The following is a 24,410-nucleotide window of genomic DNA, read 5'->3' on the forward strand; positions in this document are numbered from 1 at the left end:
GGCGCCGGCCCGTAGAACAACACGGACAAGAATACTAGGACTCCGGCAGGCCTGCCGCAGGGGAGGGGCCGCCGCCCCGCCGTGCCCGGGCAGCCACCCGGGTGAGGACTTCGGCCAGGCGGGCGGCCGAGGCCTGGCTTCCGCCGCTCACCGCGAGCCGCTGTCCGTCCGTTTTGCTGACGACGACGGCGGGGCCGCTGCTGACGAGCATGGCGGCGGTTCCCCCGTGGTTCCGGTAGCCCCACCCGCCGTAGTCGGCAGCCCGGACATCCGCCGCGCTGGCGGCCGAGATGGAACCGGCGGGAATGTCCATGACCGGCACGACGCCGGCCAGCAGGACTTTCAGCCCGCCGCGGTCCGCCTTAACGCGGGCACACAGGAAGGCCGCCCCAAAGAAGGCCAGGACTATGAGCAGGACACCCAGCCACGGCACCACAATGGCGATCAGGGCGGCGGGGAACACGGAGGCGATGGCGATCATCACGAAGACCGAGCTCCTGGCATGCACCCACAACCGGATGCTGTCCCGGGTCAGGTCCGGGTCAAGTTCTTTCGCGATGGCAAACTGCAGGGCCCGGTCGTCATTCGGCGACCACTGCTGGTCGGCCTTGAAGGCGAAGGCCACGATCACGCCAAGGGACACTGCGGCGCCGCTGCCGAGCGCAAGGACGGTGAGGTCAACCCGTGACTCGCGGGCATCGGCCACGCCGGCCTGGCCCACCAGCCCGGCAGCCAGGGCGGTGGTGATAAAGAGGGCCAGGAAAAGCCCGGCGCCCATCATGATGCGGCGCATCATGACCGGCCTGCCCACCGGAACCGCCTGGTACAGGCCCAGCCAGCCGAAAACCAGGATCATCAACGCGCCGCCGCCCACGAAGGCGCCGAACGGCGCGAAGGCGGCGCCGCCGTCATCCGTCCAGCGGATGGCGAGCGGCTCGGGGAGGTCCGGCCGCAGCAAAAACGCGCACACAACGAAACCGGCGGCCAGCATGACCGGAAACCCGACGGCAAAGCGCAAGGCCTTCGCATCCACCGAATCCAGATACTTTCCCATGACTTAACGCTACCCCTGGCGCCGGGACCGGGGCCCCTCCGCTCCGCCCGGCACAGCTGTGACCAGGGCAACTTGCCAAGGGGTCAGCCAATGCAAGAATGATCAGTGCCGGAGCTGGGTACCCCCAGCCGGCAACCGCAACTTTCTGGAGGTCCATTTGCCAGGCATGAACCTGACGCGCGCTGAGGCCCGCGAACGCGCCGAACTGATCACCGTCGAGTCCTATGACGTCCAGCTGGACCTGACAAGGGGCGGGGAGGTTTTCGGGAGCACCACCACCGTAAAGTTCAGCGCGAAGCCTGGCTCCTCCACGTTCATCGACGCCGTGACCCGCACCGTGCACAGCGTGACACTCAACGGCCGCAGCCTCGACCCGGCCACGGTGGCGGACGGCGTGCGCATCCAGCTGCCCGGCCTGCAGGAAACCAACGAACTCACCGTTGTTGCCGATGCGCCGTACATGAATACCGGCGAGGGGCTGCACCGCTTCGTGGACCCGGTGGACAACGAGGTCTACCTGTACACGCAGTTCGAGGTTCCCGATGCACGCCGGATGTTCGCCGTCTTTGAGCAGCCGGACCTGAAGGCGACGTTCGCGTTCACCGTGACGGCGCCGTCCCACTGGGACGTCATCTCCAACTCCTCCACCCCCGAACCCGCCCAGGCCGCGCCGGGCGATGACGGCAGCGCCCGCTCCACATGGACCTTCCCTGCCACGCCGCGGCTGTCCTCCTACGTCACGGCGCTGATTGCGGGCCCGTACCAGTCAGTGCGCAGCGAGGTGGCCAGTTCAGACGGGCGGGTTATCCCGCTGGGGGTCTTCGCACGGAAATCGCTGATGCAGTACCTGGATGCGGAGAACATTTTCGAACTGACCCGGCAGGGCTTCCGGTTCTTCGAGGCGCAGTTCGGCTGCCCCTACCCCTTTGAAAAGTACGATCAGCTGTTCGTTCCGGAGTTCAATGCCGGGGCGATGGAAAACGCCGGTGCGGTAACCATCCTGGAAGGCTATATTTTCCGCGGAAAGGTTACCGGCGCGCAGATTGAGCGCCGTGCCATCACCGTCCTGCACGAACTGGCGCACATGTGGTTCGGGGACCTGGTCACCATGCGCTGGTGGAACGACCTGTGGCTCAATGAATCGTTCGCGGAGTACATGTCCCACCTTGCGGCGGTGGAAGCCACCTCCTTCACCAGCGCGTGGACCACCTTCGCCTCCCTGGAAAAATCCTGGGCATACCGCCAGGACCAGCTGCCCACCACCCACCCGATCTTCGCCGAGATCAACGACCTGCAGGACGTTGAGGTGAACTTCGACGGCATCACCTACGCCAAGGGGGCATCCGTCCTCCGCCAGCTGGTGGCGTGGGTAGGGCCGGAACAGTTCATGGCGGGCGTCCGTGAGTACTTCGCCAAGCACTCCTGGCAGAACACCGAACTGGGCGACCTCGTGGTGGAACTGGAGAAGGCCAGCGGGCGGGACCTGGATGACTGGGGACGGCAATGGCTTGAAACTGCGGGGGTGAACACCCTCGCACCCGAGCTGGAGGCTGATGCCGACGGTTTGCTGCGCTCCTTCACCATCGTCCAGTCCGCGGTGGAGGAATGGCCCACCATCCGCCCGCACAGGCTCGCCGTGGGGTTCTACAACCTCAACGCTGCCGGAAAACTGGAGCGGGTGCACCGCGAGGAACTGGACGTCGACGGCGAACGCACCGACGTTCCCGCGCTGGTGGGCCTGCCCCAGCCTGACCTCATCCTGATCAATGACGACGACCTCGCTTTCGCCAAGGTCCGGCTGGACCCGAAGTCACTGGCAACGGCCACGGCACACCTCAAGGACTTCCAGGACAGCCTGCCGCGGACCCTCGTCTGGAATTCCGCCTGGGATGCAGCCCGTGACGGCGAGACCCCGGCCCGGAAATACGTGGAGCTCATCCTGTCCAACGTGGCGGCAGAGACGGACTCCTCCGTGATCCTGGTACAGCTCCGCCAGCTCGCCACCACACTGTCCTTCTACGTGGCCGAAGAGCACCGCGAGGCTGCCACAGCCGCCGCAGCGGACAGGCTCTGGGACCTCGCCTCCCAGGTTCCCGGCGGTTCCGACGCGCAGCTGCAGTTCGTGAAGTCCTTCGCCCTGCTTGCCGGCAGCGCGGCCCAGCTGGACAAGGTGGCAGGGCTGCTGGACGGATCGGCGGTCCTGGACGGACTGGCCGTTGACCAGGACCTGCGCTGGGAGCTCGTGGCTTCCCTCGTTGCCGGGGGCCGGATGGCACAGGACGGGATCGACGCCGAACTGGCGCGCGACAACACCTCCAGCGGCCAGAACGCGGCAGCTCTGGCCAAGGCCGCCATCCCCACCCCCGAGGCGAAGGCCGCGGCCTGGGACTCGATCGTGGTCAAGGGCGAACTGTCCAACGCGCTGCAGGGGTCGGCGGTGACCGGCTTCATGCGGGTCCTCGACCGGTCGCTGCTGGAACCCTACGCGGAGAAGTACTTCGAGGCGGTGCCGGGCATCGTCGAAAACCGCACGCACGCACTCGCCCAGCAGATCGTCGTCGGACTCTACCCCGCGCTGCTGACCACCCAGGCCACCGTTGACCGTACGGACGGCTTCCTGGCGGCCCTGCCGCCGGAGAGTGCCGCGCTGCGGCGCATGATGCTGGAAAACCGCGACGGCGTTGCCCGGGCACTGCGCGCACGGGCCGCAGATGTGTAGCAACGGGGATGGGAGGAGGAACGCATGAGCCTGTCTGAGCACCGCTACGGCCTGGCCGTGGAGTGGACCGGCAACCAGGGTGACGGGACGTCGTCCTACCGCGGCTACTCCCGGGACCATGACGTGGTCATTCCCGGGTTGCCGGTCCTGAAGGGATCGGCTGACCCCACCTTCCATGGCGACCGGGAGCGGTACAACCCCGAACAGCTGCTCCTGGCGGCCCTGGCGCAGTGCCACCTGCTCTCCTATCTGCACGTGGCCGTCAAGCATGGCGTGGTGGTGACCGCTTACCGGGACGAGGCCTCCGGCCTGATGCGGCTGAACCGGGACGGCAGCGGACAGTTCGAGCGGGTGACGCTGCGTCCCCGTGTCACAGTCGCCGACGCCGGCCAGGTGGAGCTCGCCGGCCGGCTCCACCACGAGGCCAACCAGGTGTGTTTCATTGCCCGCAGCGTGAACTTTCCCGTGGACCATGAACCGGAAACGGTGGTGGCTTAGGCTCCCAGTCTGCTGACCAGCCGGGCCTCTGTGTCCGGCGCCAGTCCCGCCTTGCGGGGCCGGGCCAGCCCGCGGGCACGTTCATCCCGGAGCGTGTCCTCCAGGGTTTCCTGCCACGGCCGCAGCACCAGGCCGGCCGCCCGCGCGGCCTGGTTGCTGCGCGCCATAAAGCCCCCATGGTCCGGCGGGAGCCAGAGCGGCAGGGAATCGGGTCCCGCCCAGTACCCGACTCCTTCAGCCACCAGCCAGTCTTCCGGTGCAGCCACTACAGAGCCGGTATAGCCGGCTATGTCGCCGGACGTGCCCACGTACTGGCCGAACGGAACCTGGTCCCCCACCGCGTTGAGCACGCCACTGATTCCCTGTTCCGCGGCGAGCAGGATCCAGGCTGCAAGGTCGCGGACGTCGATGACCTGCGTGGGATCCGCGTCAATGTCCGGAACGATGACGGGCCCGCTGTCCCGGGCGAAGCGGCCCGGCCAGTAGCCGTAACGGTCGGAACCGTCCCCGGGACCGCCGATAAGGCCTGCGCGGCAGACGTGGACCCTGCCGCCCGCTGCCGCCAGGGCGGCTCCCTCAATGGCCACCTTCGATTCCCCGTAGTTCTCCGCCGTGGACTGCCTTCCGGACGGCAGAGCAGGCAAAAGCGCCGCGTCCTCCGCCGCGCCCGGCATGGAATGGTCGGCATACACGGAACAGCTGGACACGAAGGTCCAGTGGCCCGCCCGCTGTGCAAGGGCATCCAGGGCACCCTGTGCGGGGTCGGGATCGCGGGCAACCTCGATGACGGCGTCCCAGTCCCCCGACACACCGGCGTAGGCGTTCGCGCCCAGTGAACGGTCGGCCCTGGTCCAGGCCGCACCGCTGGGCGGCTGTCCCGCTGATCCGCGGGCCAGGCACGTCACCTGGTGCCCGGCCGTCACTGCCTGGCCGGCGATTTCTGCTGACAGGAAGGCGGTTCCGCCGAGGACAAGGATGCGCATGGCCCCACGCTACGGCGCTAGGGTTAAGACAGAACAGAGGCTTCCGCGCCGGGCATAACCGGCGCTGAAGCAACTCGTCCCGGTTCTGCCGGCACAAACCCCAAGGAGCACTTCTTACCTATGGTCAGCATGTTGTCAGTCCTCCCTTCCGCCGCCACCGACCCGGACGGCATCAGCATTACGGGGATCGTGATCAGCCTGGGCGTCGGCGTCGCCGTCTGGCTGGCGGCGACGTTCGTCATCTCCCGCATCACCTCGCGGGTGGCGTCCGGGAGCAACTTCTTCAAGAAACCCACGTTCAAGTGGGCGGCTCCCGCTTTCCGGGCCTTGGATCACGAACGCCGGGTGCAGCGGGCGGAAACCATCGGTTCACTGCTGAACAGCATCGTGGGGGTGCTGGTGGTGGTCATCACCGGCATGTACGTACTGCAGAACCTTGACATCAACATCGCGCCGCTCCTGACCAGCGTCGGTATCCTCGGTGTGGCCATCGGCTTCGGCGCCCAGCAGCTGATCCGCGACTTCCTGGCCGGCATTTTCATTACCATTGAAGACCAGTTCGGCATCGGCGACGTGATCGAAACCAGCGAGGTGGTGGGCGTGGTTGAATCCATGGGCCTGCGCATCACGCGGGTCCGGTCCGACGACGGTGCCATCTGGTACCTGCGCAACGGTGAGATCCTGAGGGTAGGCAACCGTTCGCAGGGCAATTATGTGCCATTGCATGAATCGGAAGACGGCACCACGGACCAGAGCTCGGATCACGGCGCCGAGAACACGAAGACCGAGCAGAAAGCCGGAGAATAGCGATGACCATTCCCGTAGGGCCGCAGCAGCCACGCCAGCTGATGCAGAACGATCCCTTCAGCCAGCCCGGCTACACGGACAACTTCTACGACGCCGTGGGCGGCCACGAAACGTTCGTCAAGCTCATCGACATTTTCTACGACGGCGTGGCCACCGATCCGCTGCTGCGCCCGATGTACCCCGAAGAGGACCTGGGACCAGCCAAACGGCGTTTCCTGATGTTCCTGGAGCAGTACTGGGGCGGACCCACCACCTACGGTGAAGAGCGCGGCCATCCGCGCCTCCGGATGCGGCACATGCCGTTCAAGGTGTCGCCGGAGGCCAAGGACCGCTGGCTGTTCCACATGCGCAAGGCCGTGGACGCCCTTGAACTGCCGCCCCTGTACGAGGGGACCCTGTGGGATTACATGGAGCGCGCGGCGTTGTCCATGGTGAACAGCCCGTCCGGCTCCTGACCCGGCAGCTCCGCCCTTAGAGCAGGCCGCTTCCGGTGCGCGCCAGCACGTGCCCGCGGCTGCCCGAGAGCCGGAACCAGCGGCCCGCGCGGTAGAGCTTCTGGTCGCCGTCTGCGAGGAAGCCTAAGGCAAGGGCCGCGAAGGCCGCTCCCGTCGGCAGTCCCGAGGAGTCCAGGTCCCTGCCCCAGACCGCGGCGCGGGCGTTGTTCACGATCAGTGCCCCGGGCTTGTCCGGAACAATTCCCGCCACTTCGGCGATGCCGGCCTCTGCTGCCTGCCGCAGGGCGGAGTCGCTGAGCGACCCCACAAGTTCCCAGCCGCCCCTTGGGGCGCTGACGCCCGTCCAGGACTCGGTGACCGTAGCCGGCGGAACCGGCAATTCGACGTCGTCCTCCCCTGCGCGGGCGAGGCGGTCCAGGACGGCCGACAGCGGGACTGTCACGTCCGTTTCCGAAGGTGCCGCCAGCGCCATGGTGCGCAGGCCCAGGATGGTGGGCGTGGATTCGCCCAGCAGCCGGGGACGCAGCACGCACACGTACGCGGCGAGGACGGAACCTGCCGCCTGCAGCCGGATGGCGCCGTCGTCGATCGCTTTTGCCCGTGTGACGTACGTCTTCAGGTCGGCGAGATCCCTGGGGTCGGCGAAACGGAAGGACGAGGTAAGAAGATCAGACACACCAAGAACACTACCGGGTGCACGCTGATTGGACACTGCCCCGGCTGGTTGAGCGGCACCGGGCCGCCGTCTAGAGTCAAACCATGACTGAAGCCGAAGCCGGACTCCTGGCACCTCCCAGCGGTGACCCCACCGCATCGCTGATCAAACTTCTCGACCTTGGCCAGTTGGAAGGAGCCCGGACGGACGAGGACATTTTCCTTGGACCGTCCCAGCAGCAGCCGCACCACCGGGTATTCGGCGGCCAGGTCCTGGCACAGTCACTCATCGCCTCCATCCGGACCGTGGACGACGAGCGTTTTGTCCACTCCATGCACGGCTACTTCCTGCGGCCCGGCGATGCCAACAAGCCCATCACGTTTGGTGTCCAGCGCCTCCGTGACGGCCGGTCCTTTTCCGCGCGGAGGGTCCACGCCTATCAGGACGGCGTGCCGATCCTGTCCATGATCGCGTCCTTCCAGGGGGAGGACGAAGGCATCGAGCACGAATCCACGATGCCCGCCGGTATCCCGGACCCGGAGTCCCTGCCCAGCACCGCTGACCTGCTGGGGAAGTTCGACCACCCGGTGGCCAGGCACTGGGCGTATGAGCGGCCCTTCGATATCCGGCACATCGATCCGCCGCTGTACGTTTCGGCCAAGGGCACCAAGGAAGCCCGGAACGCTGTGTGGATGAAGACGTTCGGGCCGATGCCGGACAACGCCAACCTGCACCGGGCCGCCCTGGCGTATGCGAGCGACTACACCCTTCTTGAGTCCATTTTGCGGCGGCACGGGCTGAGCTGGATCACACCGGGCATGAATGTGGCGAGCCTCGACCACGCCATGTGGTGGCACCGCCCCGCCCGGGTGGACGAATGGCTCCTCTATGTGCAGGAGTCCCCGAGCGCGCAGGGCGCACGGGGAATCGCCACCGGCAAGATCTTCAACCGGGCCGGGCAGCACGTTGCCTCCGTTGCCCAGGAGGGCATGGTCCGCGTGCCCACGGACCTGAAGAACAAGGTGGTGGGCGCCTTCCAGTCCAAGGTGTTGGAGCATCAGATCCGCAAGGCTGTGCGGGACTAGCAGGCCTAACCGGGCACAAAGGAGGCCGGCACCCTAACGGGTGCCGGCCTCCTTTGTGCCATCGCCGGTGACCGGCGGGGGCGCCGGTGCTGAAATCCCTAGTCGCGGGTCAGGCGGCGGTGGGTGACGCGGTGCGGCTTGGCCGCATCCGGACCCAGGCGCTCCACCTTGTTCTCCTCATAGGATTCGAAGTTGCCCTCGAACCAGTACCACTTGGACGGGTTCTCCTCGTCCCCTTCATAGGCCAGGATGTGCGTGGCAACCCGGTCCAGGAACCAACGGTCGTGCGAGACCACCACGGCGCAGCCGGGGAACTCAAGCAGCGCGTTCTCCAGGCTGCTGAGGGTCTCGACGTCGAGGTCGTTGGTGGGCTCGTCAAGGAGCAGGAGGTTGCCGCCCTGCTTGAGCGTCAGGGCGAGGTTCAGGCGGTTGCGCTCACCGCCGGAGAGCACGCCGGCCTTCTTCTGCTGGTCCGGGCCCTTGAAGCCGAAGGCCGCAACGTAGGCGCGGGACGGCATTTCGACGTTGCCCACCTGGATGAAGTCGAGCCCGTCGGAGACGACCTCCCACAGCGTCTTGTTGGGGTCGATGCCGCCGCGGCTCTGGTCCGCGTAGGAGATCTTGACCGAGTCGCCGATCTTCAGGTCGCCGCCGTCCAGCGGTTCCAGGCCAACGATGGTCTTGAACAGCGTGGTCTTGCCGACACCGTTGGGGCCGATGACACCGACGATGCCGTTCCTGGGCAGGGTGAAGGAGAGCCCGTCGATCAGGGTCCGGTCTTCAAAGCCCTTCTGGAGGTTCTTCGCTTCCAGCACCAGGCCGCCCAGGCGGGGTCCCGGCGGGATCTGGATTTCTTCGAAGTCCAGCTTGCGGGTCCGGTCTGCTTCGGCAGCCATCTCCTCGTAGCGTGCCAGGCGGGCCTTCGACTTGGTCTGGCGGCCCTTGGCGTTGGAACGTACCCACTCGAGTTCCTCGGCAAGCCGCTTGGCCTGCTTGGCGTCCTTCTTGCCCTGGATTTCCAGGCGGGCACGCTTCTTCTCCAAGTACGTGGAGTAGTTGCCTTCGTAGGGGTACAGGTGGCCGCGGTCCACCTCGGCAATCCACTCGGCAACGTGGTCGAGGAAGTACCGGTCGTGGGTTACGGCCAGGACGGCGCCCGGGTAACTGGAGAGGTGCTGTTCGAGCCAGAGCACGCTTTCAGCGTCCAGGTGGTTGGTGGGCTCGTCAAGGAGGAGCAGGTCGGGCTTCTGCAGGAGAAGCTTGCAGAGGGCCACGCGGCGGCGTTCACCACCGGAGAGGTTGGTGACGTCCGCGTCAGCGGGCGGGCAGCGGAGCGCGTCCATGGCCTGTTCCAGCTGGGAGTCGAGGTCCCAGGCGTCGGCAGCGTCGATGGCTTCCTGAAGCTTGCCCATTTCCTCGAGGAGGGTGTCGTAGTCAGCATCGGGGCTGGCCATTTCCTCGGAAATTTCGTTGAACCGCTGGATCTTGCCGTAGATCTCGCCTACGCCTTCCTGGACGTTGCCCAGGACGGTCTTTTCTTCGTTCAGCGGCGGTTCCTGCAGCAGGATTCCTACGCTGTAGCCGGGGCTGAGCCGGGCCTCTCCGTTTGAGGGGGTGTCCAGTCCGGCCATGATCTTGAGGATGGTGGACTTACCGGCACCGTTCGGGCCCACAACACCGATCTTGGCACCGGGGAAGAATGACATGCTTACGTCATCAAGAATGAGTTTTTCGCCAACGGCCTTACGGGCCTTGGTCATTGTGTAGATAAATTCCGCCATGGTTCCAAATCTAGTGGGTAGGCGGGCATAACTCACATTTACGGTGGACTCAGGACCCTACGAAGCACTTGCCGCTGGCCAGCACCGGAAGGACCGTGACGGTGACTGTTCCTTCCCGGACCTGGCCGATGACGCAGTCGGTCCCCTGCAGCACCGCCGCCTCGATGGCGTCGGCTTCAAGGCCGGTGGGGGTACGGCTTTGCGACACCTGAAGGACAGCGGGGGCAATGCCCGCGCCGGTGAGTGCATCGGTGACCTGGGCGGTGGCGGGTTTTGGCGCCGCCGCTGCCAGCTGGGTCAGGGTGTTTGTCACGGTCTGCCTTACCGTTTCGGTGGCCGCCGCTTCCGCGTTGGCTGACGGTGCGGCTGAGGTGTCCGCGAGCGCGTCCCCGCCTCCATTGGCATTGCCCTCGGTACCGCTGTCCTGGGTACCGCTGTCCTGCGCCGCAGGGGCCGCGGTTTCCGTTGCCCGGGTTTCACTGTCTGCGGGTCCGGGCGAAGCGGTGGAACCCGGGGTGCAGCCGGCCATGACGGCGACGAGGGCTGCGCCCGCGGCGAAGCGAAGCATCATGGTGCGGACCCTGATCGTTTCTCGAGGAGCAGCCGGTGAGGCACCGGCTCCATGATCGTGCCGGTGGTCCAGGTTGTGCCGCATGCTGTCATTCTGCCACGGGTCCCGGAGCCGGTGATGCAGCCTGGGCGGACAGGGCACGGCCGGGGGGTGCCGAAGCCCTGCCCGCCCAGGAACTTGAGAGGCCGTTGATGACAGTTCCTACACTCCTGATTCCGCGAGCTCCCCCGTTTCCAGATCCAGTGGCACAAGGTCGCCGTTGCTGTCCTCGATGTAGGCAGCGGCAGGATCGCCGCCCAGGTCCTCGTCGCCGTCCCCGGGTTCGTCGAACGGTCCGTCGGTACCGGCGCGGTGTTCGCCGGCGAGGGGGGCGTCCTGGTCAACGAGCGAGAGAAGCGGCTTGGTGGAGGATCGGATGAAGTTGGCAGTGCCCCAGGTGAGATCGTGGCCCACGGCGTCAGCATCGATGGTGTGTGAGTAATAGACCCTGCCGTCCCGTTCCCAGCTGCGGATCTTCAGCGTGCCAACCACGATGACCGGCTGTCCCTTTCTGATGCTGCAGCCCATGCTTCCCGCGAGGTGGCGGTAGCCCTGGACCAGGAACCAGTTGGTGTGGCCGTCCATCCAGGCGCCTGTTTCCTTGTCACGCCGCCGCGAGGTGGAACCAATCCGGAAAGAGGCGGTGGCCACTCCCCCTGGCGTTGTGCCGCTTTTGATCTCGGTGGCAACGAATCCCCGGATCGTGATGGTGGTGTCGCTCATCTTTACGTCCTGTCTTCAATGGTGGTGCCTTAGCAGGCAAAACCAGCATCATCCCGCTGATCACCAGGGACGAGGGCCCGGACGTCCTATGTGCACAATCGCGGTCCCGGCGTGCTTGTGGAGGAGAAGTCGGGCCTTTGGAAACCTGTGACGCGACCTGCAGCCGGGCAATGTAAACTTTTTGAGGCGCCGGGCTTCAGGCCCGGATGCACCCGCCTCAGTAGCTCAGGGGATAGAGCAGCGGCCTTCTAATCCGCCGGTCGGGGGTTCGATTCCCTCCTGGGGCACCGATGTGATGAGTCGGGACATCCTTCACGGATGAGTCGGGTCATCGGTAGCACCCCGGTCTTCGGACCGGGGTGTTTTCTTTCTTAAATTCCCCCAGCGCTAGGGCTGAACCAGGTATGGCGCCTCGACGAGCGAGCGGACCACGCTGCCCGCCGCGCCAAGCAGCGCTCCGGCTTGCCCCACAGCCGTGAGGGACACCTGCTCCGCGGCGATCCTGCCCGGCGCGTACTTTTCAAGGCTCGCAACGAGCGGCGCCCGCAGCCAGGGGTCGAGGACCGCGAAGTGGCCGCCCAGCACCACCGAGCCGATGTCCGTCACCCTGGCGGTTGAGGCAAGAGCCATGCCCAGGTATTTGCCGGCACGATCGACGGCGAGCAGGGCACCGGGCTCCCCCGCCGTCAGGGAATCTACCAGGGCGGACATGTTTTCGGAGCGTGTCCGGCTGCCTGAGATGCCGGCTGCCGTGAAGATGGCGTCCTGGCCGGCCACTGTTTCCAGGCATCCGGTTCCGCCGCAGGAACACAGGCTTCCCTCAGGGGCCACCACCACATGCCCCACTTCGCCGGCATGCCCTTCAGGCCCGGTGAACAGTTCGGCCCCGATGACCAGTCCGCCACCAACACCAACCTCGCCGGACACGAAGAGGAAACCGGAGCCACCATTGGCCTGCCGGTGCTGGAGTTCGGCCAACGCGGCAGCGTTGGCTTCGTTGAACAGGGCAACACCCAAAGCAGTACCGGGCAGCAGCCGGGTGAGATCGAGGTCAACGCCCGTCCAGCCGAGGTTCGGGGCGAGGAGGACCCTTGACGTCGCAGCATCCACGAGCCCGGGTACAGCCAGCCCGCCCCCGAGGATCCGGACGCCGCGCTTGCCCGCCGCACTGGCCACCGTCGCTGCCAGCAAGGCAAGGGCGTCCATGACAGGGCCGCTGTCGCTGTCCCGGTTGTCGCGCTCCTGGATTTCCTGCACCAGCAGGGTACCCGAGAGGTCGATGACTCCGGCCGCGATGTAGTCGACATTGATTTCCATGCCCATCACGGCGCGGTCCGGGTTGAGCTGCAGACCCACACCCGGCCGCCCGCGCTCCCCCTGCGGGTTCAGCCCTATTTCGCAGACAAGCCCAGCTCCCAGGAGCTCCAGGACCAGGCTCGAAACCGACGCCTTGGTCAGGCCCGTGGCCGAGGCAACCTGGGCGCGGGTGAGATGGGTATCAGCGGAGGCCTGGGCGATCCTTCCCAGAACGAGTGCAAGGTTGCTCCGGCGAACATCATTCATGCTGCCGGGCACGGCGGACTCGGTAAGGACTGCGGCCGGCACCGGCATCACCATCAGGACGCTCCTTGAGAAAAATTTTGCCGGCGGGAGGCCGGGGCTGTTGACCCCAGCCTACGTCCCCGCATATAGTTCAGGCAATAAACTAAAAGCCGCACCAAGGCGGCACTGACTGCAAGGACGCATCATGACTCTCTCCCCCACTCCCGCGGACAAGTTCACCTTCGGCCTGTGGACCGTAGGCTGGACCGGCGCCGACCCCTTCGGTGTTGCCACCCGCGCCGCCCTCGACCCGGTCGAAGCGGTCCACCGCCTGGCCGAACTCGGTGCGTACGGCATCACCTTCCACGACAACGACCTGGTTCCCTTCGACGCCACCGTCTCAGAGCGTGAGCTGATCCTGAAGAACTTCCGGACCGCGCTGGCCGAGACCGGGCTGAAGGTTCCGATGGTGACCACCAACCTGTTCAGCCACCCGGTGTTCAAGGACGGCGGGTTCACCTCCAACGACCGCTCCATCCGCCGCTTTGCCCTGTCCAAGGTCCTGCGCAACATCGACCTCGCCGCCGAATTCGGGGCTGAAACCTTCGTTATGTGGGGCGGACGCGAGGGCAGCGAATACGACGGTTCGAAAGACCTCTCGGCCGCCCTGGACCGGATGCGCGAGGGCGTGGATACCGCCGCGGCCTACATCAAGGACAAGGGCTACAACCTGCGGATCGCGCTTGAGCCCAAGCCCAACGAGCCCCGCGGTGACATCTTCCTGCCCACCGTCGGGCACGGCCTGGCGTTCATTGCCCAGCTCGAACACGGAGACATCGTGGGCCTGAACCCGGAAACCGGGCACGAGCAGATGGCAGGCCTGAACTTCACGCACGGCATCGCCCAGGCGCTGTGGGCCGGCAAGCTCTTCCACATCGACCTCAACGGCCAGCGCGGCATCAAATACGACCAGGACCTGGTCTTCGGCCACGGCGACCTCACCAGTGCCTTCTTCACGGTGGACCTGCTCGAAAACGGCTTCCCCAACGGCGGCCCCCGCTATGAAGGCCCCCGCCACTTCGACTACAAGCCCTCCCGCACGGACGGCTACGACGGTGTCTGGGAATCAGCAAAAGCCAACATGGCCATGTACCTGCTGCTGAAGGAACGCGCCACCGCATTCCGCGCCGACCCCCAGGTCCAGGAAGCCCTCGCGGCCTCCGGCGTCTTCGAACTCGGCCAGCCCACCCTGGCAGCCGGTGAGACCGCGGCCGATCTGGTCGCCGACGCCGCCTCCTTCGAGGACTTCGACGCCGACAAAGCCGCCGAGCGTTCCTTCGCGTTCGTCCGGCTCAACCAGCTCGCCATCGAACACCTCCTCAACGCCCGCTAAGCCATGGCCCTTGTAGCAGGCATCGACAGCTCCACCCAGTCCTGCAAGGTGGTGGTCCGCGACGCGGACACCGGAGTGCTCGTCCGGCACGGCCGCGCCGCCCACCCCGAAGGCAGCGAGGTCCACCCCGACCACTGGTGGACCGCACTGCAGGAAGCCATCAGGCAGGCCGGCGGGCTGGAGGACGTGGCCGCGGTTTCCGTCGGGGGCCAGCAGCACGGCATGGTGTGCCTGGATGAAACCGGCAACGTCGTCCGGCCCGCCCTGCTTTGGAACGACACCCGGAGTGCCGGCGCCGCCGCGGACCTGATCAAGACGGCCGGTGACGGTGACGCCGCTGCCGGTGCACGCTACTGGGCCGGTGCAACCGGCACCGTCCCGGTAGCGTCACTGACCATCACCAAGCTGCACTGGCTCGCACAGAATGAGCCGGAGAATGCGGCGAAGGTGGCTGCCGTCTGCCTCCCGCATGACTGGCTCACCTGGCGGCTGATGGGCTTCGGCCCTGGAAGCGGCGCGGCCGGCCTGAAGGCGCTGGTCACGGACCGCTCGGACGCTTCGGGCACGGGCTACTACTCAAGCGCGGATGAACAGTACCTCCCCGAGGTCCTGTCCGCCTCGCTGGGCCACGTGCCGTTGCTGCCGAAGGTGCTTGGCCCGCTGGAACCGGCGGGCAGGACCCCCCAGGGCTGTCTGATTGCCGCAGGCGCCGGCGACAACGCGGCCGCTGCATTAGGAGCGGGCGCCGGGCTGGGCGACGTTGTGATGTCGCTGGGCACGTCCGGCACGGTTTTTGCCGTGTCGGACATCCCGGCAGCCGATCCCTCAGGGCTGGTAGCGGGCTTCGCCGATGCCGCCGGCCACTACCTGCCCCTCGTATGCACCCTCAATGCAACCCGGGTTTTTGATGCCACCGCAGCGCTGCTGGGCGTGGACCTGCGGGAGTTCAATGATCTTGCGCTCTCCACGGGACCCGGCGCGGGGGGCCTGACCCTGGTGCCCTACTTTGACGGCGAGCGGACCCCCAATCTGCCCGACGCCACCGGTTCCCTGCACGGCATCACCCGCACCAACTACACGCCCGCCAACCTGGCCCGGGCCGCCGTCGAGGGCGTTGTCTGCTCGCTGGCGGACGGCCTGGCGGCACTCCAGGACCAGGAGGTAGTGGCCCGGCGGGTCATCCTGGTGGGCGGTGGCGCACAGTCTCCCGCGGTTCAGGATGCGGCCGCCCGGCTCCTCGGCGTCGCCGTCACCGTCCCGAAGCCGGGCGAATACGTTGCCGACGGCGCTGCCCGCCAGGCCGCCGCAGCGCTCACCGGGCAGTTCCCCTCCTGGGGGCTGGACGCCGTCGACCTTCCTGCAGGGAAGGACGACGGCGGCGTCCTGGCCCGGTACCGGCGCTGGGCTGCCCTGCACGGGCAGTAAGGCCGTAAAGAAGAACAGACCCGGACCGCTGAGCGGTCCGGGTCTGTTCTTATGTGGGGCGCAGGCTCCTGCCGTGACGTAGCAGGAGCCCGCGGTCTGGACAGGACATCCAGAGCGTGTCAGGCGTACGGGAGGACCAACTCCGCGTAACGCTCCTTCACTGTGGCCAGGACGGTGTTGCCGTCCGTGTCCCAGATGTCCTGATTGAAAATTTCCACTTCGATGTCACCGGTGTAACCGGCATCCCGGACCCAGGTACCGATCGTGGCGAAGTCCACCACGCCGTCGCCCATGTACCCACGGGAGAGCAGCGGATCCGCGGCGATGGGCATGTTGAAGTCGCAGACCTGGTAGGAGGCGATCCGGTTTTCCCGTCCGGCCCGTTCAATCTGTGCCTTCAGTTCCGGGTCCCACCAGACGTGGAAGGTATCGACGGCCACGCCCACTGTCGACGCATCGAACGGTGCTGCGAGGTCCAATGCCTGGCCCAGGGTGGAGATCAGGGCGCGGTCCGCGGCATACATCGGGTGCAGCGGTTCCAGCACCAGCCGGACGCCGTTTTCCCGGGCGAACGGTACGAGGTCCGCAAGGCGGTCAGCCACGCGCCGGCGCGCCGCCACCACGTCCTTCTCACCGGGAGCGAGGCCGCCCACCACCAGGAAAAGTTCCCTGGTGTCGAGTGCTACGGCCTCAAGGATCGCCGCGCGGTTGTCAGCGAGCGCCGCGGCCTGTCCCTCGGCGTCGGCTGCCGTGAGGAAGCCGCCCCGGCAGAGGGAGGAGACGCGCAGGCCTGCGTCCTTGATCAGGCGTGCAGCCTTGTCCAGTCCGGCTTCCTCCACGCGGTCCCGCCAGGGGCCGATGGCGGGGATGCCCGCCTTGACGCAGCCCTCGACAACCTGGGCAAGTGTCCACTTCTTGGTGGTGGCGCTGTTGATGGACAGCCGGGAGAAGTCGCTCATACTCCCACTCCGTTGATGCGCAGGTAGTCGGACATCCGGAAGGCAGCCAGGGCGGGGTCCTTGAGCAGGCCGGCCTGGTCCGCCAGTTCGAACGTCTTGGCGAGGTGGCAGACGGAGCGGCCGGAGTGCAGGCCGCCCACCATCTGGAAGCCGGGCTGCTTGCCGTTCAGCCAGGACATGAAGGCGATGCCGGTCTTGTAGTAGAACGTGGGGGCGCTGAAGATGTGCTTGCCCAGTTCGCGGGTGGAATCGAGGATTTCACGGGCCTTGGCGGCGTTGCCTGCATCGTAGTTCTGCAGGGCCACCGAGGCGGCCGGGTAGATCGCCGCGAAGATGCCCAGCAGGGCGTCGGAGTGGTGGCTGCCGTCGCCGTCGATAAGCTCCGGGTAGTTGAAGTCGTCGCCTGTGTAGAGGCGCACGCCTTCAGGCAGCGCCGCGCGCAGGGCCACCTCGTGGCTGGCATCGAGCAGCGAGACCTTGACGCCGTCAACCTTGTCCGCGTTGTCCCTGATGAGGCCAAGGAACGTTTCGGTGGCGGCGGCGACATCGTCTGAGCCCCAGTAGCCCGCCAGGGCGGGGTCGAACATGGTGCCCAGCCAGTGCAGGATGACCGGCTGGTCCACTTCCTGCAGCAGGGTGGAGTACACCTTCAGGTAGTCCTCGGGGCCGCTGGCGACCTTTGCCAGGGCACGCGATGCCATCAGGATGACCTTGGGTCCGGCTTCGCTGATCACGGCGATCTGCTCCCGGTAGGCCTCAAGGACCGCCTTCAGGCCGGCTTCGCCAGTGGGAAGGGAGAGGATGTCCAGCTGGTCCGTGCCGGCACCGCAGGAGACAAGGTCACGGACGGTCTTGCCCGCCGTGGCCGCGTTCCCGGCGGAAACCACCGATTCAGCTTCCACGCCGGTCCGCTTGATGAGCTGCTGGGTGGCTGCCCAGTCCAGGCCCATGCCGCGCTGGGCCGTGTCCATGGCGTCAGCAACGCCGAGCCCGTAGGACCACAGCTCATGGCGGTAGGCCATGGTGGCCTCCCAGTCGAGCCGGGCCGGGGCCCCGGGGGTGTTGTCGGCCAGGACTTCGGGGATGACGTGCGCGGCGGCGTATGCGCGCCGGGCAGTCAGCGGAGCGGTGGGGCGGGCCCACGTGGTGGCGCCCTGGAGGCGGTACTCGCGGGTGCCGCCGTCGTGGGAAGGAAGGATGAGCGAGGTCATTAGAGGGTGATCTCCGGGATGTCGATGGTGCGGCGTTCGTCGTTGGATTGCAGGCCCAGTTCGGCAAGCTGGACGCCGCGGGCGGCGGACAGCAGTCCGAAGCGGTGTTCCCGGCCGGCGACGACGTCGCGGAGGAATTCTTCCCACTGCAGCTTGAAGCCGTTGTCCAGTTCTGCGTTGGCGGGCACTTCCTGCCACTGGTCGCGGAAGGATTCGGTGACCGGAAGGTCCGGGTTCCAGACCGGCTTGGGGGTGTGGGCGCGCTGCTGGGCGACGCACTTGTTCAGGCCGGCGACGGCGGAGCCGTGCGTGCCGTCCACCTGGAATTCCACGAGTTCGTCGCGGTAGACGCGGACGGCCCAGGAGGAGTTGATCTGGCCGATGACGTCGTCGCCGGCGGGGGTTTCGAGTTCGAAGATGCCGTAGGAGGCGTCATCTGCCGTGGCCTTGTACTCCTTGCCGGCCTCGTCCCAGCGGGCGGGGATGTGGGTGGCGGTTTTGGCGTTGACGCTCTTGACCTTGCCGATAATGCCTTCGAGGACGTAGTTCCAGTGGCAGAACATGTCCGTGGTCATTCCGCCGCCGTCTTCCTTGCGGTAGTTCCAGGACGGGCGCTGGGCGGCCTGGATGTCGCCTTCAAAGACCCAGTAGCCGAATTCGCCGCGGATGGAGAGGATGCGGCCGAAGAAGCCTTCGTCCACCAGGCGGCGGAGCTTGACCAGGCCGGGGAGATAGAGCTTGTCGTGGACGACGCCCGCGGTAACGCCGGCTTCCTTGCCGATGCGTGCCAGCTCGATGGCTTCCTCGAGGGTTTCAGCCGTGGGCTTCTCGGTGAAGATGTGCTTGCCGGCCAGCATGGCCTTCTTCAGGGTGGCAGCGCGGAGGCTGGTCATGGAGGCGTCGAAGATGACATCCACGGTGGGGTCGTTGATCACGGATTCAAGGTCCGTGGTCCATTCGGCAACCTTGTGCTTTTCGGCGAGTTCGCGGATCTTGGCCTCGTTGCGGCCCACCAGGATCGGTTCGACCTGGACCTTGGTGCCGTCTTCCAGGGTGAAGCCGCCGGCGTCGCGGATGGGAAGGATGGAGCGCAGCAGGTGCTGGCGGTAACCCATCCGGCCGGTGATGCCGTTCATGGCGATGCGGATCGTCTTTGTTTCGAAGCCCATGTGTCCTCCACGGTGAGTGAGCAGTTTTACTCAAGCTGAATTGGGAAAGCGCATTCCCACTGCATCCATCATGCATCGCAGGAACTTAGTTGGCAAGCGCTTTCCGAAAGGAACTTCCAACTGCCATAATGTGGTAACCGCTTTATTGGCTTATCGACGCCCAGGAGTTGCTGTGGCTGCAAGTACCCTCACCGAGGTGGCCCGGCTGGCCGGGGTATCCCCCGCCACGGCGTCCCGTGTCCTGAACGGCTCTGCACGCAAGCCTGGAAAGGACATCGCGGACCGTGTCCGGCAGGCCGCCGATTCGCTTGGTTACATTCCCAACGCGCAGGCCCAGGGGCTGGCCAAATCGAGTTCCGGCCTCATTGGGTTGATCGTCCATGACATCGCGGACCCCTACTTCGCCGCCATCGCCCGCGGAGTGCAGGACGCGGCCAGGGAGCAGCGCAAGATGGTCCTGCTCGCCACTACCGGCGGCGCGCCGGCAGAAGAGAAGGAAGCCGTGGCAGCCTTTGCCGCCCGCCGCGCCGACTCCATCGTGATCGCCGGGTCCCGGTCGTCGCGGACCGAGGACCGGGACGACAATGCCGAACTGGCTGCCGAGCTCGACAGGTACTGCCGCAACGGAGGGCGGGTGGCCGTCGTCGGTCATCCCGTGGTGGGCGCTTCGGCACTCGAGGGCTACCATGTCATCGCCGTTCCCAACGAGGAACTGGCACGCGCCCTGGCAACCGAACTGGCCGCCGGCTGGAACGGCGACTTCGTGGTCATCGGCGGTCCGGAAGGCCTCTTTACTTCCGACGACCGGATCCGGGGCTTCCAGGAGGGGCTCGCCAAGGCGGGACGGGCACCGGCGGAAATCCTGCGCAATTCCTTTAACCGTGCCGGTGGCTACGAGGCGGGCCTCACGCTGGCGGCCCGGATCAAGGGCGGCCAGGCCGACACGGGCGAAGCCACCGGCCCCAGGCTCTGCATCTTCGCTGTCAACGACGTGATGGCCATCGGTGCCGCCGCCGCGCTGCGCGCAGAGGGGCTGCGGATTCCCCGGGATGCCACCATCGCCGGTTTTGACGACATCGAGACCCTGCGCGACTTCCGCCCCGCACTCTCCACCGTCCGCCTGCCGCTGGAGGAGATCGGACGGCTCGCCACCCGGGCCACCGCACCGGGGGCGGACGGCGGGGATGACCACGACGCCGGCCTGCCGCAGCAGATCACCGGCGAGGTCACGCTCCGCCGCAGCACAGAAGTGGCAGCCTGACCGTGGCTGCCACCCTGACGGCGGTCCCGGCACATTCCGACGCCGGCGGCGCCCGGCCCGCGGTCCTGGTGCTTCCCGGCGGCGGCTACGCCAGGCAGGCCGGCCACGAGGCGGAGCCGGTAGCCGAGTGGCTTGCGGGGCTGGGCATCCACGCCTTCGTGCTCAGGTACCGTGTGGCGCCGGACCGGCACCCGGCACCCCTGGAGGATGCCAAGGAAGCCATGCTGCACATCCGCAGCGGCGCACACGGCCTCGCGATAGACCCCGAACGCGTGGGCGTGCTGGGATTTTCAGCCGGCGGGCACCTCGCGGCTACCCTTTCCACAGCCGCCGTTACCGGCAGCCCGCGCCTGGACGTCCCTGAAGCCGTCCCGAACATTTCGGTGCTGTGCTACCCCGTGGTGTCCTGCACGGAGGACGTCCACCAGGGATCAGTGGACAACCTCCTGGGCCAGGCGCCGTCGTCGGACATCCTGGCGGCCCTGTCCGCAGACCTGCAGGTCACCGCGGAGACGCCGCCGGCGTTCCTCTGGCACACCGCGGACGACGCCGCCGTCCCCGTCAGCCACAGCCTGCGCTATGCCGGTGCCCTGCTGGGCGCCGGGGTGCCGGCCGAACTGCACGTTTTCCCGGAGGGCCGCCACGGCCTGGGCCTGGCGGCCGGAGAGCCAGGGGCGGAGCAGTGGCCTGCCCTTTGCGCCGACTGGCTTGCGCGTGCCGGCTGGACGTTCCCCGCCGCTTCCGTTCAGCAGGCGCGTGTGACAGCAGGCGCGAAGTAGTACGGAGCCCGGGAGCGTTGCCCCTTTAGAGTTGCCCCATGAGCAATCCGGGCCCGGTGAACCGGGAAGTCCTCGACGCCGTCCGGGCAGCGCTGCGGGAACGGGCGGACCCCGCCCGTGCTGCCGGCGCGCAGGCTTACATGAAGTCCACCCTGCCCTCGCTGGGTGTGCGGGTACCGGAAGTACGCCGGATCGCCGCGTCGGCCGCTTCGGCGGCGCCGTTTGAGTCGGGAGACCAGCTCCGTGCCACGGTACTGGAGCTGTGGCGGACCTCCACTGTCCGGGAGGAACGGTACGCGGCGATTGACCTGACGGGCAGCCGGCTGGTGGCCAGGGACCTGTACATGCTGCCCGTGTATGAGGAAATCATCCGCAGCGGGGCCTGGTGGGACTTCGCCGATGGGGTGTCGGGCCGCCTGTGCAACCTGCTGCAGGCCCACCGCCCCGAGATGACCGACGTACTTCTTGGCTGGAGCACCGATGCCGACTTCTGGGTCAGGCGCGCGTCCATTACCGCGCAACTGAAGGCGAAGGGCAGCACCGACACCGCACTCCTGGCACGCGTGGTTGAGGCCAACCTGGCGGACCCGGAGTTTTTCGTCCGGAAGGCGATCGGCTGGGCCCTGCGGGAATACGCCAAGACCAACCCTGAGTGGGTGGCCGCCTTCGTTGCCGGCCATGCGTCCGCCATCAGCCCGCTCTCCCGCCGGGAGGCGCTGCGGCGGATCAACGGGAAGGAAGGTTAGATGACGGGACGTTCGACGACATTTTCGTTCACCTTCCGGAACAGGCTCCTGGTCCCCGGGTCCCAGAACACCAGGTACAGGCCGAACAGCAGGCCGGTGAGGGCCGCCGCAACCCGGGCCATCGCCAGCGCAAAACCGAGATCCTCGGTCTGGAGGTAGGGAAAGACTTCCAGCTGGTCGGAAATGGCGTAGATCATGAAGAACGAAACCACGAAGTAGAGTGCCTTGACCTGCCAGTCGTTCCGGATGCCGGTGACGGCAAACAGCGGGATCAGCCACACCACGTACCAGGACTGGATCATCGGAGCCAGCAGGACCACCGCGGCAAACCCCAGCGTCAGGCGCCGCATCAGCCGGTCATAGTCCCCCCGGAATATCTGCGACGCGACCACGCCCACGGCCAGCAGCTTGCCGGCGTCGAACACCACGTCAGCCAGGACCGCTCCGTCCAGGCCAAACGAATTGGCCAGCGAGGCAACCACCATGCCGATCAGGCCCACGGGCGCATACCAGATGGAGATGCTTCCCGGGGCGGACAGGCCGTTGATCCAGCCAAAGCCGAAGCCGTTGACCAGGCTCATCAGGGCAAGGATGCCCAGGCTCAGCCCGCCTGTCATCGCCCAGAAGACGAACTTCCGTGCCCAGCCAGCGTCACGTCCCGCCCACAGCAGCCCGATGAAGGGCAGGAAGACGATGGTGATGGGTTTGACGGCAATGGAAAGGGTCACCAGGACCACGCCCCGGATCACCCGCCGGGTGGCTGAGTAGTACAGTCCGGCCAGCGCCAGGCCGATCATCAGCGCGTCGTTGTGGACACTGGCGATGAAGTTCGTCAGGAAGAGCGGGTTCGCCACGGTGAGCCAGAGGGCGCGGTGCGGGTTGACGCCATGCAGTTCAGCCAGCTTGGGGACGTAGATGACGCAAAGGACAATACCTGCCAGCGCCACCAGCCGGAACAGCATCACGCTCGCTTCCGGCTGGACATTGGTAACCCATACGACGAACTGTTCGATCCACAGGAACAGCTGGCCGTACGGAACGGGCGCCTCCGTCCACATCTTGTCCGCACCAAGCTGGAAGTAGTTGGACAGGGCCGAGATGCCGTTTTCGTAGGGGTTGAAGCCTTCCACCATGAGGCGGCCCTGGCCTATGTACGCGTAGACGTCGCGGCTGAAGAGCGGGACGCTGAACATCATGGGCAGGCCCCAGGCCACCACGGCCATCAGGGTGGCATTCCGCGCCTGGTCCCCCCAGACCCGCACTTTTTGACCCAGCCGCAGCCAGGCCCGGACCAGGAGCATGCCGCCCACGGCCAGGAGGACGATTGAGAGGGCAACACCCGCCGCTTCGGCGCGCATCCAAATGAACAGGGGCATCCGGCGAAGTTCCGAGACGGGGGCAAGCCAGCCCACCCCCAGCGAGCCGATGAGCATGAACACGGAGCCCACAAAACCGGCGATCAGCGGCGAGCGGGGATTGTCCACCTCTGCACCGCCTGCTGCGGCAGTGGCGGCGGCCGCCAACTCCCCCGTCGCGGGCACAGGCGCCGTCATCTCAGGATCGTCCAATCTTCTTGCGTTTGCGCGGCTTCTGCCCGGCGGGCCGCACAGCCGGCCGGGGCGCGTTTCCTCAGCGGCAGGGCGACCCGCCGCGTACCCGAAATCCTAGCACCGGCCGGTTGCCCGGAGGTGTAACGGTAGGCTGGTCCGGTGCCTATATCTAACGAACGAATCGTCTGGATCGACTGCGAAATGACCGGCCTGGACATCAAGAACGACGCCCTGATCGAGGTGGCAGCCCTGGTCACGGACTCCGAACTGAACATCCTCGGCGACGGCGTGGACGTGGTCATCAAACCCGACGATGCCGCCGTGGCCCAGATGAACGATTTCGTCCGCGACATGCACACCAAGTCGGGCCTCCTGAAGGAACTTCCCGCCGGCAAAACCATGGCCGAGGCAGAGGCAGCAGTCATGGAGTACATCGCCGAATGGGTGCCCGACCCGCGGAAGGCCCCGCTGGGCGGCAATTCGGTGGGCACGGACCGGGTCTTCCTGTCCAGGGACATGCCTGCCGTGGTGGAGCACCTGCACTACCGGGTCATTGACGTCAGCACCATCAAGGAGCTCTCCCGCCGCTGGTACGCCCGGGCCTACTTCCAGTCCCCGGCGAAGAAGGGCGGCCACCGTGCGCTCGGGGACATCAAGGACTCCATCGACGAACTCCGCTACTACCGGGAAGCGGTTTTTGTGCCGTCCCCCGGACCGGACAGCGCCACCGCCCAGAAAATTGCCCGCCGCATCACTTCGGGCGGAAATGCAGAGCTGGCGGAAACGTAATCTGCGCCACGTTTCCAGGATTTTTTGCTGAAAAGGCTAAAAGTGGACAAAGCACTCCCGAAGAGCAGGTAAGCTATTTGAGTTGCCTTTCCAGAGGGCCGGTTAGCCGGTAATCTGCAGGGCGCATGGTGGGCTTAGCTCAGTTGGCAGAGCGCCTGGTTGTGGTCCAGGAGGTCGCGGGTTCAACCCCCGTAGCTCACCCTCACAGGATGGTAT

At 66.6% G+C, this 24,410-nt stretch carries 22 protein-coding genes and 2 tRNA genes; 13 read left to right on the plus strand and 11 right to left on the minus strand.

What is annotated here, in order from left to right; all coding sequences use genetic code 11:
• Positions 1 to 34: 34 nt before the first annotated feature.
• Positions 35 to 1,054: a hypothetical protein gene (locus tag B5520_RS07115; protein ID WP_079596342.1), complete on the minus strand. Its 1,020-nt coding sequence runs from the start codon at positions 1,052 to 1,054 to the stop codon at positions 35 to 37.
• A gap of 166 nt (positions 1,055 to 1,220) precedes the next feature.
• Here B5520_RS07115 and pepN point away from each other — a divergent pair, with 166 nt between their 5' ends.
• Together pepN and B5520_RS07125 are read left to right on the plus strand one after the other, a co-directional pair.
• On the plus strand, positions 1,221 to 3,773 hold the full coding sequence (pepN, locus tag B5520_RS07120; RefSeq protein WP_079596343.1) for an aminopeptidase N: 2,553 nt from the start codon (positions 1,221 to 1,223) through the stop codon (positions 3,771 to 3,773).
• Between the two features lie 24 nt (positions 3,774 to 3,797).
• A complete protein-coding gene (locus tag B5520_RS07125; protein WP_079596344.1) occupies positions 3,798 to 4,271 on the plus strand; it encodes an OsmC family protein in 474 nt (157 codons plus the stop codon).
• Here B5520_RS07125 and B5520_RS07130 read toward each other — a convergent pair.
• The gene (locus B5520_RS07130; protein WP_079596345.1) at positions 4,268 to 5,254 is read right to left on the minus strand and encodes an epimerase; all 987 of its coding nucleotides are present in this window, start codon (positions 5,252 to 5,254) and stop codon (positions 4,268 to 4,270) included. The genes B5520_RS07125 and B5520_RS07130 overlap by 4 nt on opposite strands.
• Before the next feature lie 120 nt (positions 5,255 to 5,374).
• Here B5520_RS07130 and B5520_RS07135 point away from each other — a divergent pair, with 120 nt between their 5' ends.
• Both B5520_RS07135 and B5520_RS07140 read left to right on the plus strand, forming a co-directional pair.
• Positions 5,375 to 6,061 carry a mechanosensitive ion channel family protein gene (locus B5520_RS07135; protein WP_079596346.1) on the plus strand — a complete coding sequence of 229 codons (687 nt, stop codon included), beginning with the start codon at positions 5,375 to 5,377 and terminating at the stop codon, positions 6,059 to 6,061.
• Positions 6,062 to 6,063: 2 nt separating this feature from the next.
• Positions 6,064 to 6,516 carry a globin gene (locus tag B5520_RS07140; protein WP_079596347.1) on the plus strand — a complete coding sequence of 151 codons (453 nt, stop codon included), beginning with the start codon at positions 6,064 to 6,066 and terminating at the stop codon, positions 6,514 to 6,516.
• Between the two features lie 16 nt (positions 6,517 to 6,532).
• On the opposite strand, the gene B5520_RS07145 is transcribed toward B5520_RS07140, so the two are convergent.
• Positions 6,533 to 7,192, minus strand: coding sequence for a hypothetical protein (locus tag B5520_RS07145; protein WP_079596348.1), 660 nt, complete (start codon positions 7,190 to 7,192; stop codon positions 6,533 to 6,535).
• Between the two features lie 83 nt (positions 7,193 to 7,275).
• Between B5520_RS07145 and B5520_RS07150 the strand changes: the two genes are divergently transcribed.
• A complete protein-coding gene (locus B5520_RS07150; protein ID WP_079596349.1) occupies positions 7,276 to 8,256 on the plus strand; it encodes an acyl-CoA thioesterase in 981 nt (326 codons plus the stop codon).
• A 98-nt stretch (positions 8,257 to 8,354) separates the two neighbouring features.
• On the opposite strand, the gene ettA is transcribed toward B5520_RS07150, so the two are convergent.
• The 3 genes from ettA to B5520_RS07165 form a co-directional block, all read right to left on the minus strand.
• A complete protein-coding gene (ettA, locus tag B5520_RS07155) occupies positions 8,355 to 10,037 on the minus strand; it encodes an energy-dependent translational throttle protein EttA (protein ID WP_079596350.1) in 1,683 nt (560 codons plus the stop codon).
• Positions 10,038 to 10,086: 49 nt separating this feature from the next.
• Positions 10,087 to 10,692 (minus strand): DUF6993 domain-containing protein, encoded by a 606-nt coding sequence (locus tag B5520_RS07160; protein ID WP_079596351.1) that lies wholly within the window; start codon positions 10,690 to 10,692, stop codon positions 10,087 to 10,089.
• 117 nt (positions 10,693 to 10,809) lie between these two features.
• Positions 10,810 to 11,370, minus strand: coding sequence for a single-stranded DNA-binding protein (locus B5520_RS07165; protein WP_079596352.1), 561 nt, complete (start codon positions 11,368 to 11,370; stop codon positions 10,810 to 10,812).
• Positions 11,371 to 11,584: 214 nt separating this feature from the next.
• Between B5520_RS07165 and B5520_RS07170 the strand changes: the two genes are divergently transcribed.
• Positions 11,585 to 11,657, plus strand: a tRNA-Arg gene (locus tag B5520_RS07170).
• A gap of 100 nt (positions 11,658 to 11,757) precedes the next feature.
• On the opposite strand, the gene B5520_RS07175 is transcribed toward B5520_RS07170, so the two are convergent.
• Complete coding sequence (locus tag B5520_RS07175; RefSeq protein WP_254865497.1) at positions 11,758 to 12,987, minus strand: ROK family protein; 1,230 nt, start codon at positions 12,985 to 12,987, stop codon at positions 11,758 to 11,760.
• A 130-nt stretch (positions 12,988 to 13,117) separates the two neighbouring features.
• Between B5520_RS07175 and xylA the strand changes: the two genes are divergently transcribed.
• Both xylA and xylB read left to right on the plus strand, forming a co-directional pair.
• Complete coding sequence (xylA, locus tag B5520_RS07180; RefSeq protein WP_079596353.1) at positions 13,118 to 14,305, plus strand: xylose isomerase; 1,188 nt, start codon at positions 13,118 to 13,120, stop codon at positions 14,303 to 14,305.
• Positions 14,306 to 14,308: 3 nt separating this feature from the next.
• Positions 14,309 to 15,730: a xylulokinase gene (gene xylB, locus B5520_RS07185; RefSeq protein ID WP_079596354.1), complete on the plus strand. Its 1,422-nt coding sequence runs from the start codon at positions 14,309 to 14,311 to the stop codon at positions 15,728 to 15,730.
• Between the two features lie 119 nt (positions 15,731 to 15,849).
• Here xylB and B5520_RS07190 read toward each other — a convergent pair whose 3' ends face one another.
• From B5520_RS07190 to B5520_RS07200, 3 genes are read right to left on the minus strand one after another with little or no spacing between them, the layout of a single operon-like run.
• Positions 15,850 to 16,689, minus strand: a complete 840-nt coding sequence (locus B5520_RS07190) for a sugar phosphate isomerase/epimerase family protein (RefSeq protein ID WP_079596355.1) — start codon at positions 16,687 to 16,689, stop codon at positions 15,850 to 15,852.
• The gene (locus B5520_RS07195; protein WP_079596356.1) at positions 16,686 to 17,900 is read right to left on the minus strand and encodes a dihydrodipicolinate synthase family protein; all 1,215 of its coding nucleotides are present in this window, start codon (positions 17,898 to 17,900) and stop codon (positions 16,686 to 16,688) included. The genes B5520_RS07190 and B5520_RS07195 overlap by 4 nt, the downstream gene beginning before the upstream one ends.
• Complete coding sequence (locus tag B5520_RS07200; protein ID WP_079596357.1) at positions 17,900 to 19,069, minus strand: Gfo/Idh/MocA family protein; 1,170 nt, start codon at positions 19,067 to 19,069, stop codon at positions 17,900 to 17,902. Before B5520_RS07200 ends, B5520_RS07195 begins: the two co-directional genes overlap by 1 nt.
• Before the next feature lie 172 nt (positions 19,070 to 19,241).
• Here B5520_RS07200 and B5520_RS07205 point away from each other — a divergent pair, with 172 nt between their 5' ends.
• Genes B5520_RS07205 through B5520_RS07215 form a run of 3 tightly spaced genes read left to right on the plus strand, consistent with a single transcriptional unit; the run spans position 19,242 to position 21,855 of the window.
• Positions 19,242 to 20,330, plus strand: a complete 1,089-nt coding sequence (locus B5520_RS07205; protein WP_079596358.1) for a LacI family DNA-binding transcriptional regulator — start codon at positions 19,242 to 19,244, stop codon at positions 20,328 to 20,330.
• 2 nt (positions 20,331 to 20,332) lie between these two features.
• Positions 20,333 to 21,109 (plus strand): alpha/beta hydrolase, encoded by a 777-nt coding sequence (locus tag B5520_RS07210; RefSeq protein WP_254865498.1) that lies wholly within the window; start codon positions 20,333 to 20,335, stop codon positions 21,107 to 21,109.
• Between the two features lie 38 nt (positions 21,110 to 21,147).
• On the plus strand, positions 21,148 to 21,855 hold the full coding sequence (locus B5520_RS07215) for a DNA alkylation repair protein (RefSeq protein ID WP_079596360.1): 708 nt from the start codon (positions 21,148 to 21,150) through the stop codon (positions 21,853 to 21,855).
• Here B5520_RS07215 and mptB read toward each other — a convergent pair.
• Positions 21,852 to 23,408 carry a polyprenol phosphomannose-dependent alpha 1,6 mannosyltransferase MptB gene (mptB, locus tag B5520_RS07220; protein WP_176156803.1) on the minus strand — a complete coding sequence of 519 codons (1,557 nt, stop codon included), beginning with the start codon at positions 23,406 to 23,408 and terminating at the stop codon, positions 21,852 to 21,854. The genes B5520_RS07215 and mptB overlap by 4 nt on opposite strands.
• Before the next feature lie 156 nt (positions 23,409 to 23,564).
• On the opposite strand from mptB, the gene orn reads away from it, so the two are divergent.
• Both orn and B5520_RS07230 read left to right on the plus strand, forming a co-directional pair.
• On the plus strand, positions 23,565 to 24,194 hold the full coding sequence (gene orn / locus B5520_RS07225) for an oligoribonuclease (protein WP_079596361.1): 630 nt from the start codon (positions 23,565 to 23,567) through the stop codon (positions 24,192 to 24,194).
• Between the two features lie 128 nt (positions 24,195 to 24,322).
• Positions 24,323 to 24,395, plus strand: a tRNA-His gene (locus B5520_RS07230).
• Positions 24,396 to 24,410 lie beyond the last annotated feature (15 nt).

Origin of the sequence: Arthrobacter sp. P2b (assembly GCF_900168295.1) — a bacterium.
Classification (GTDB): domain Bacteria; phylum Actinomycetota; class Actinomycetes; order Actinomycetales; family Micrococcaceae; genus Arthrobacter.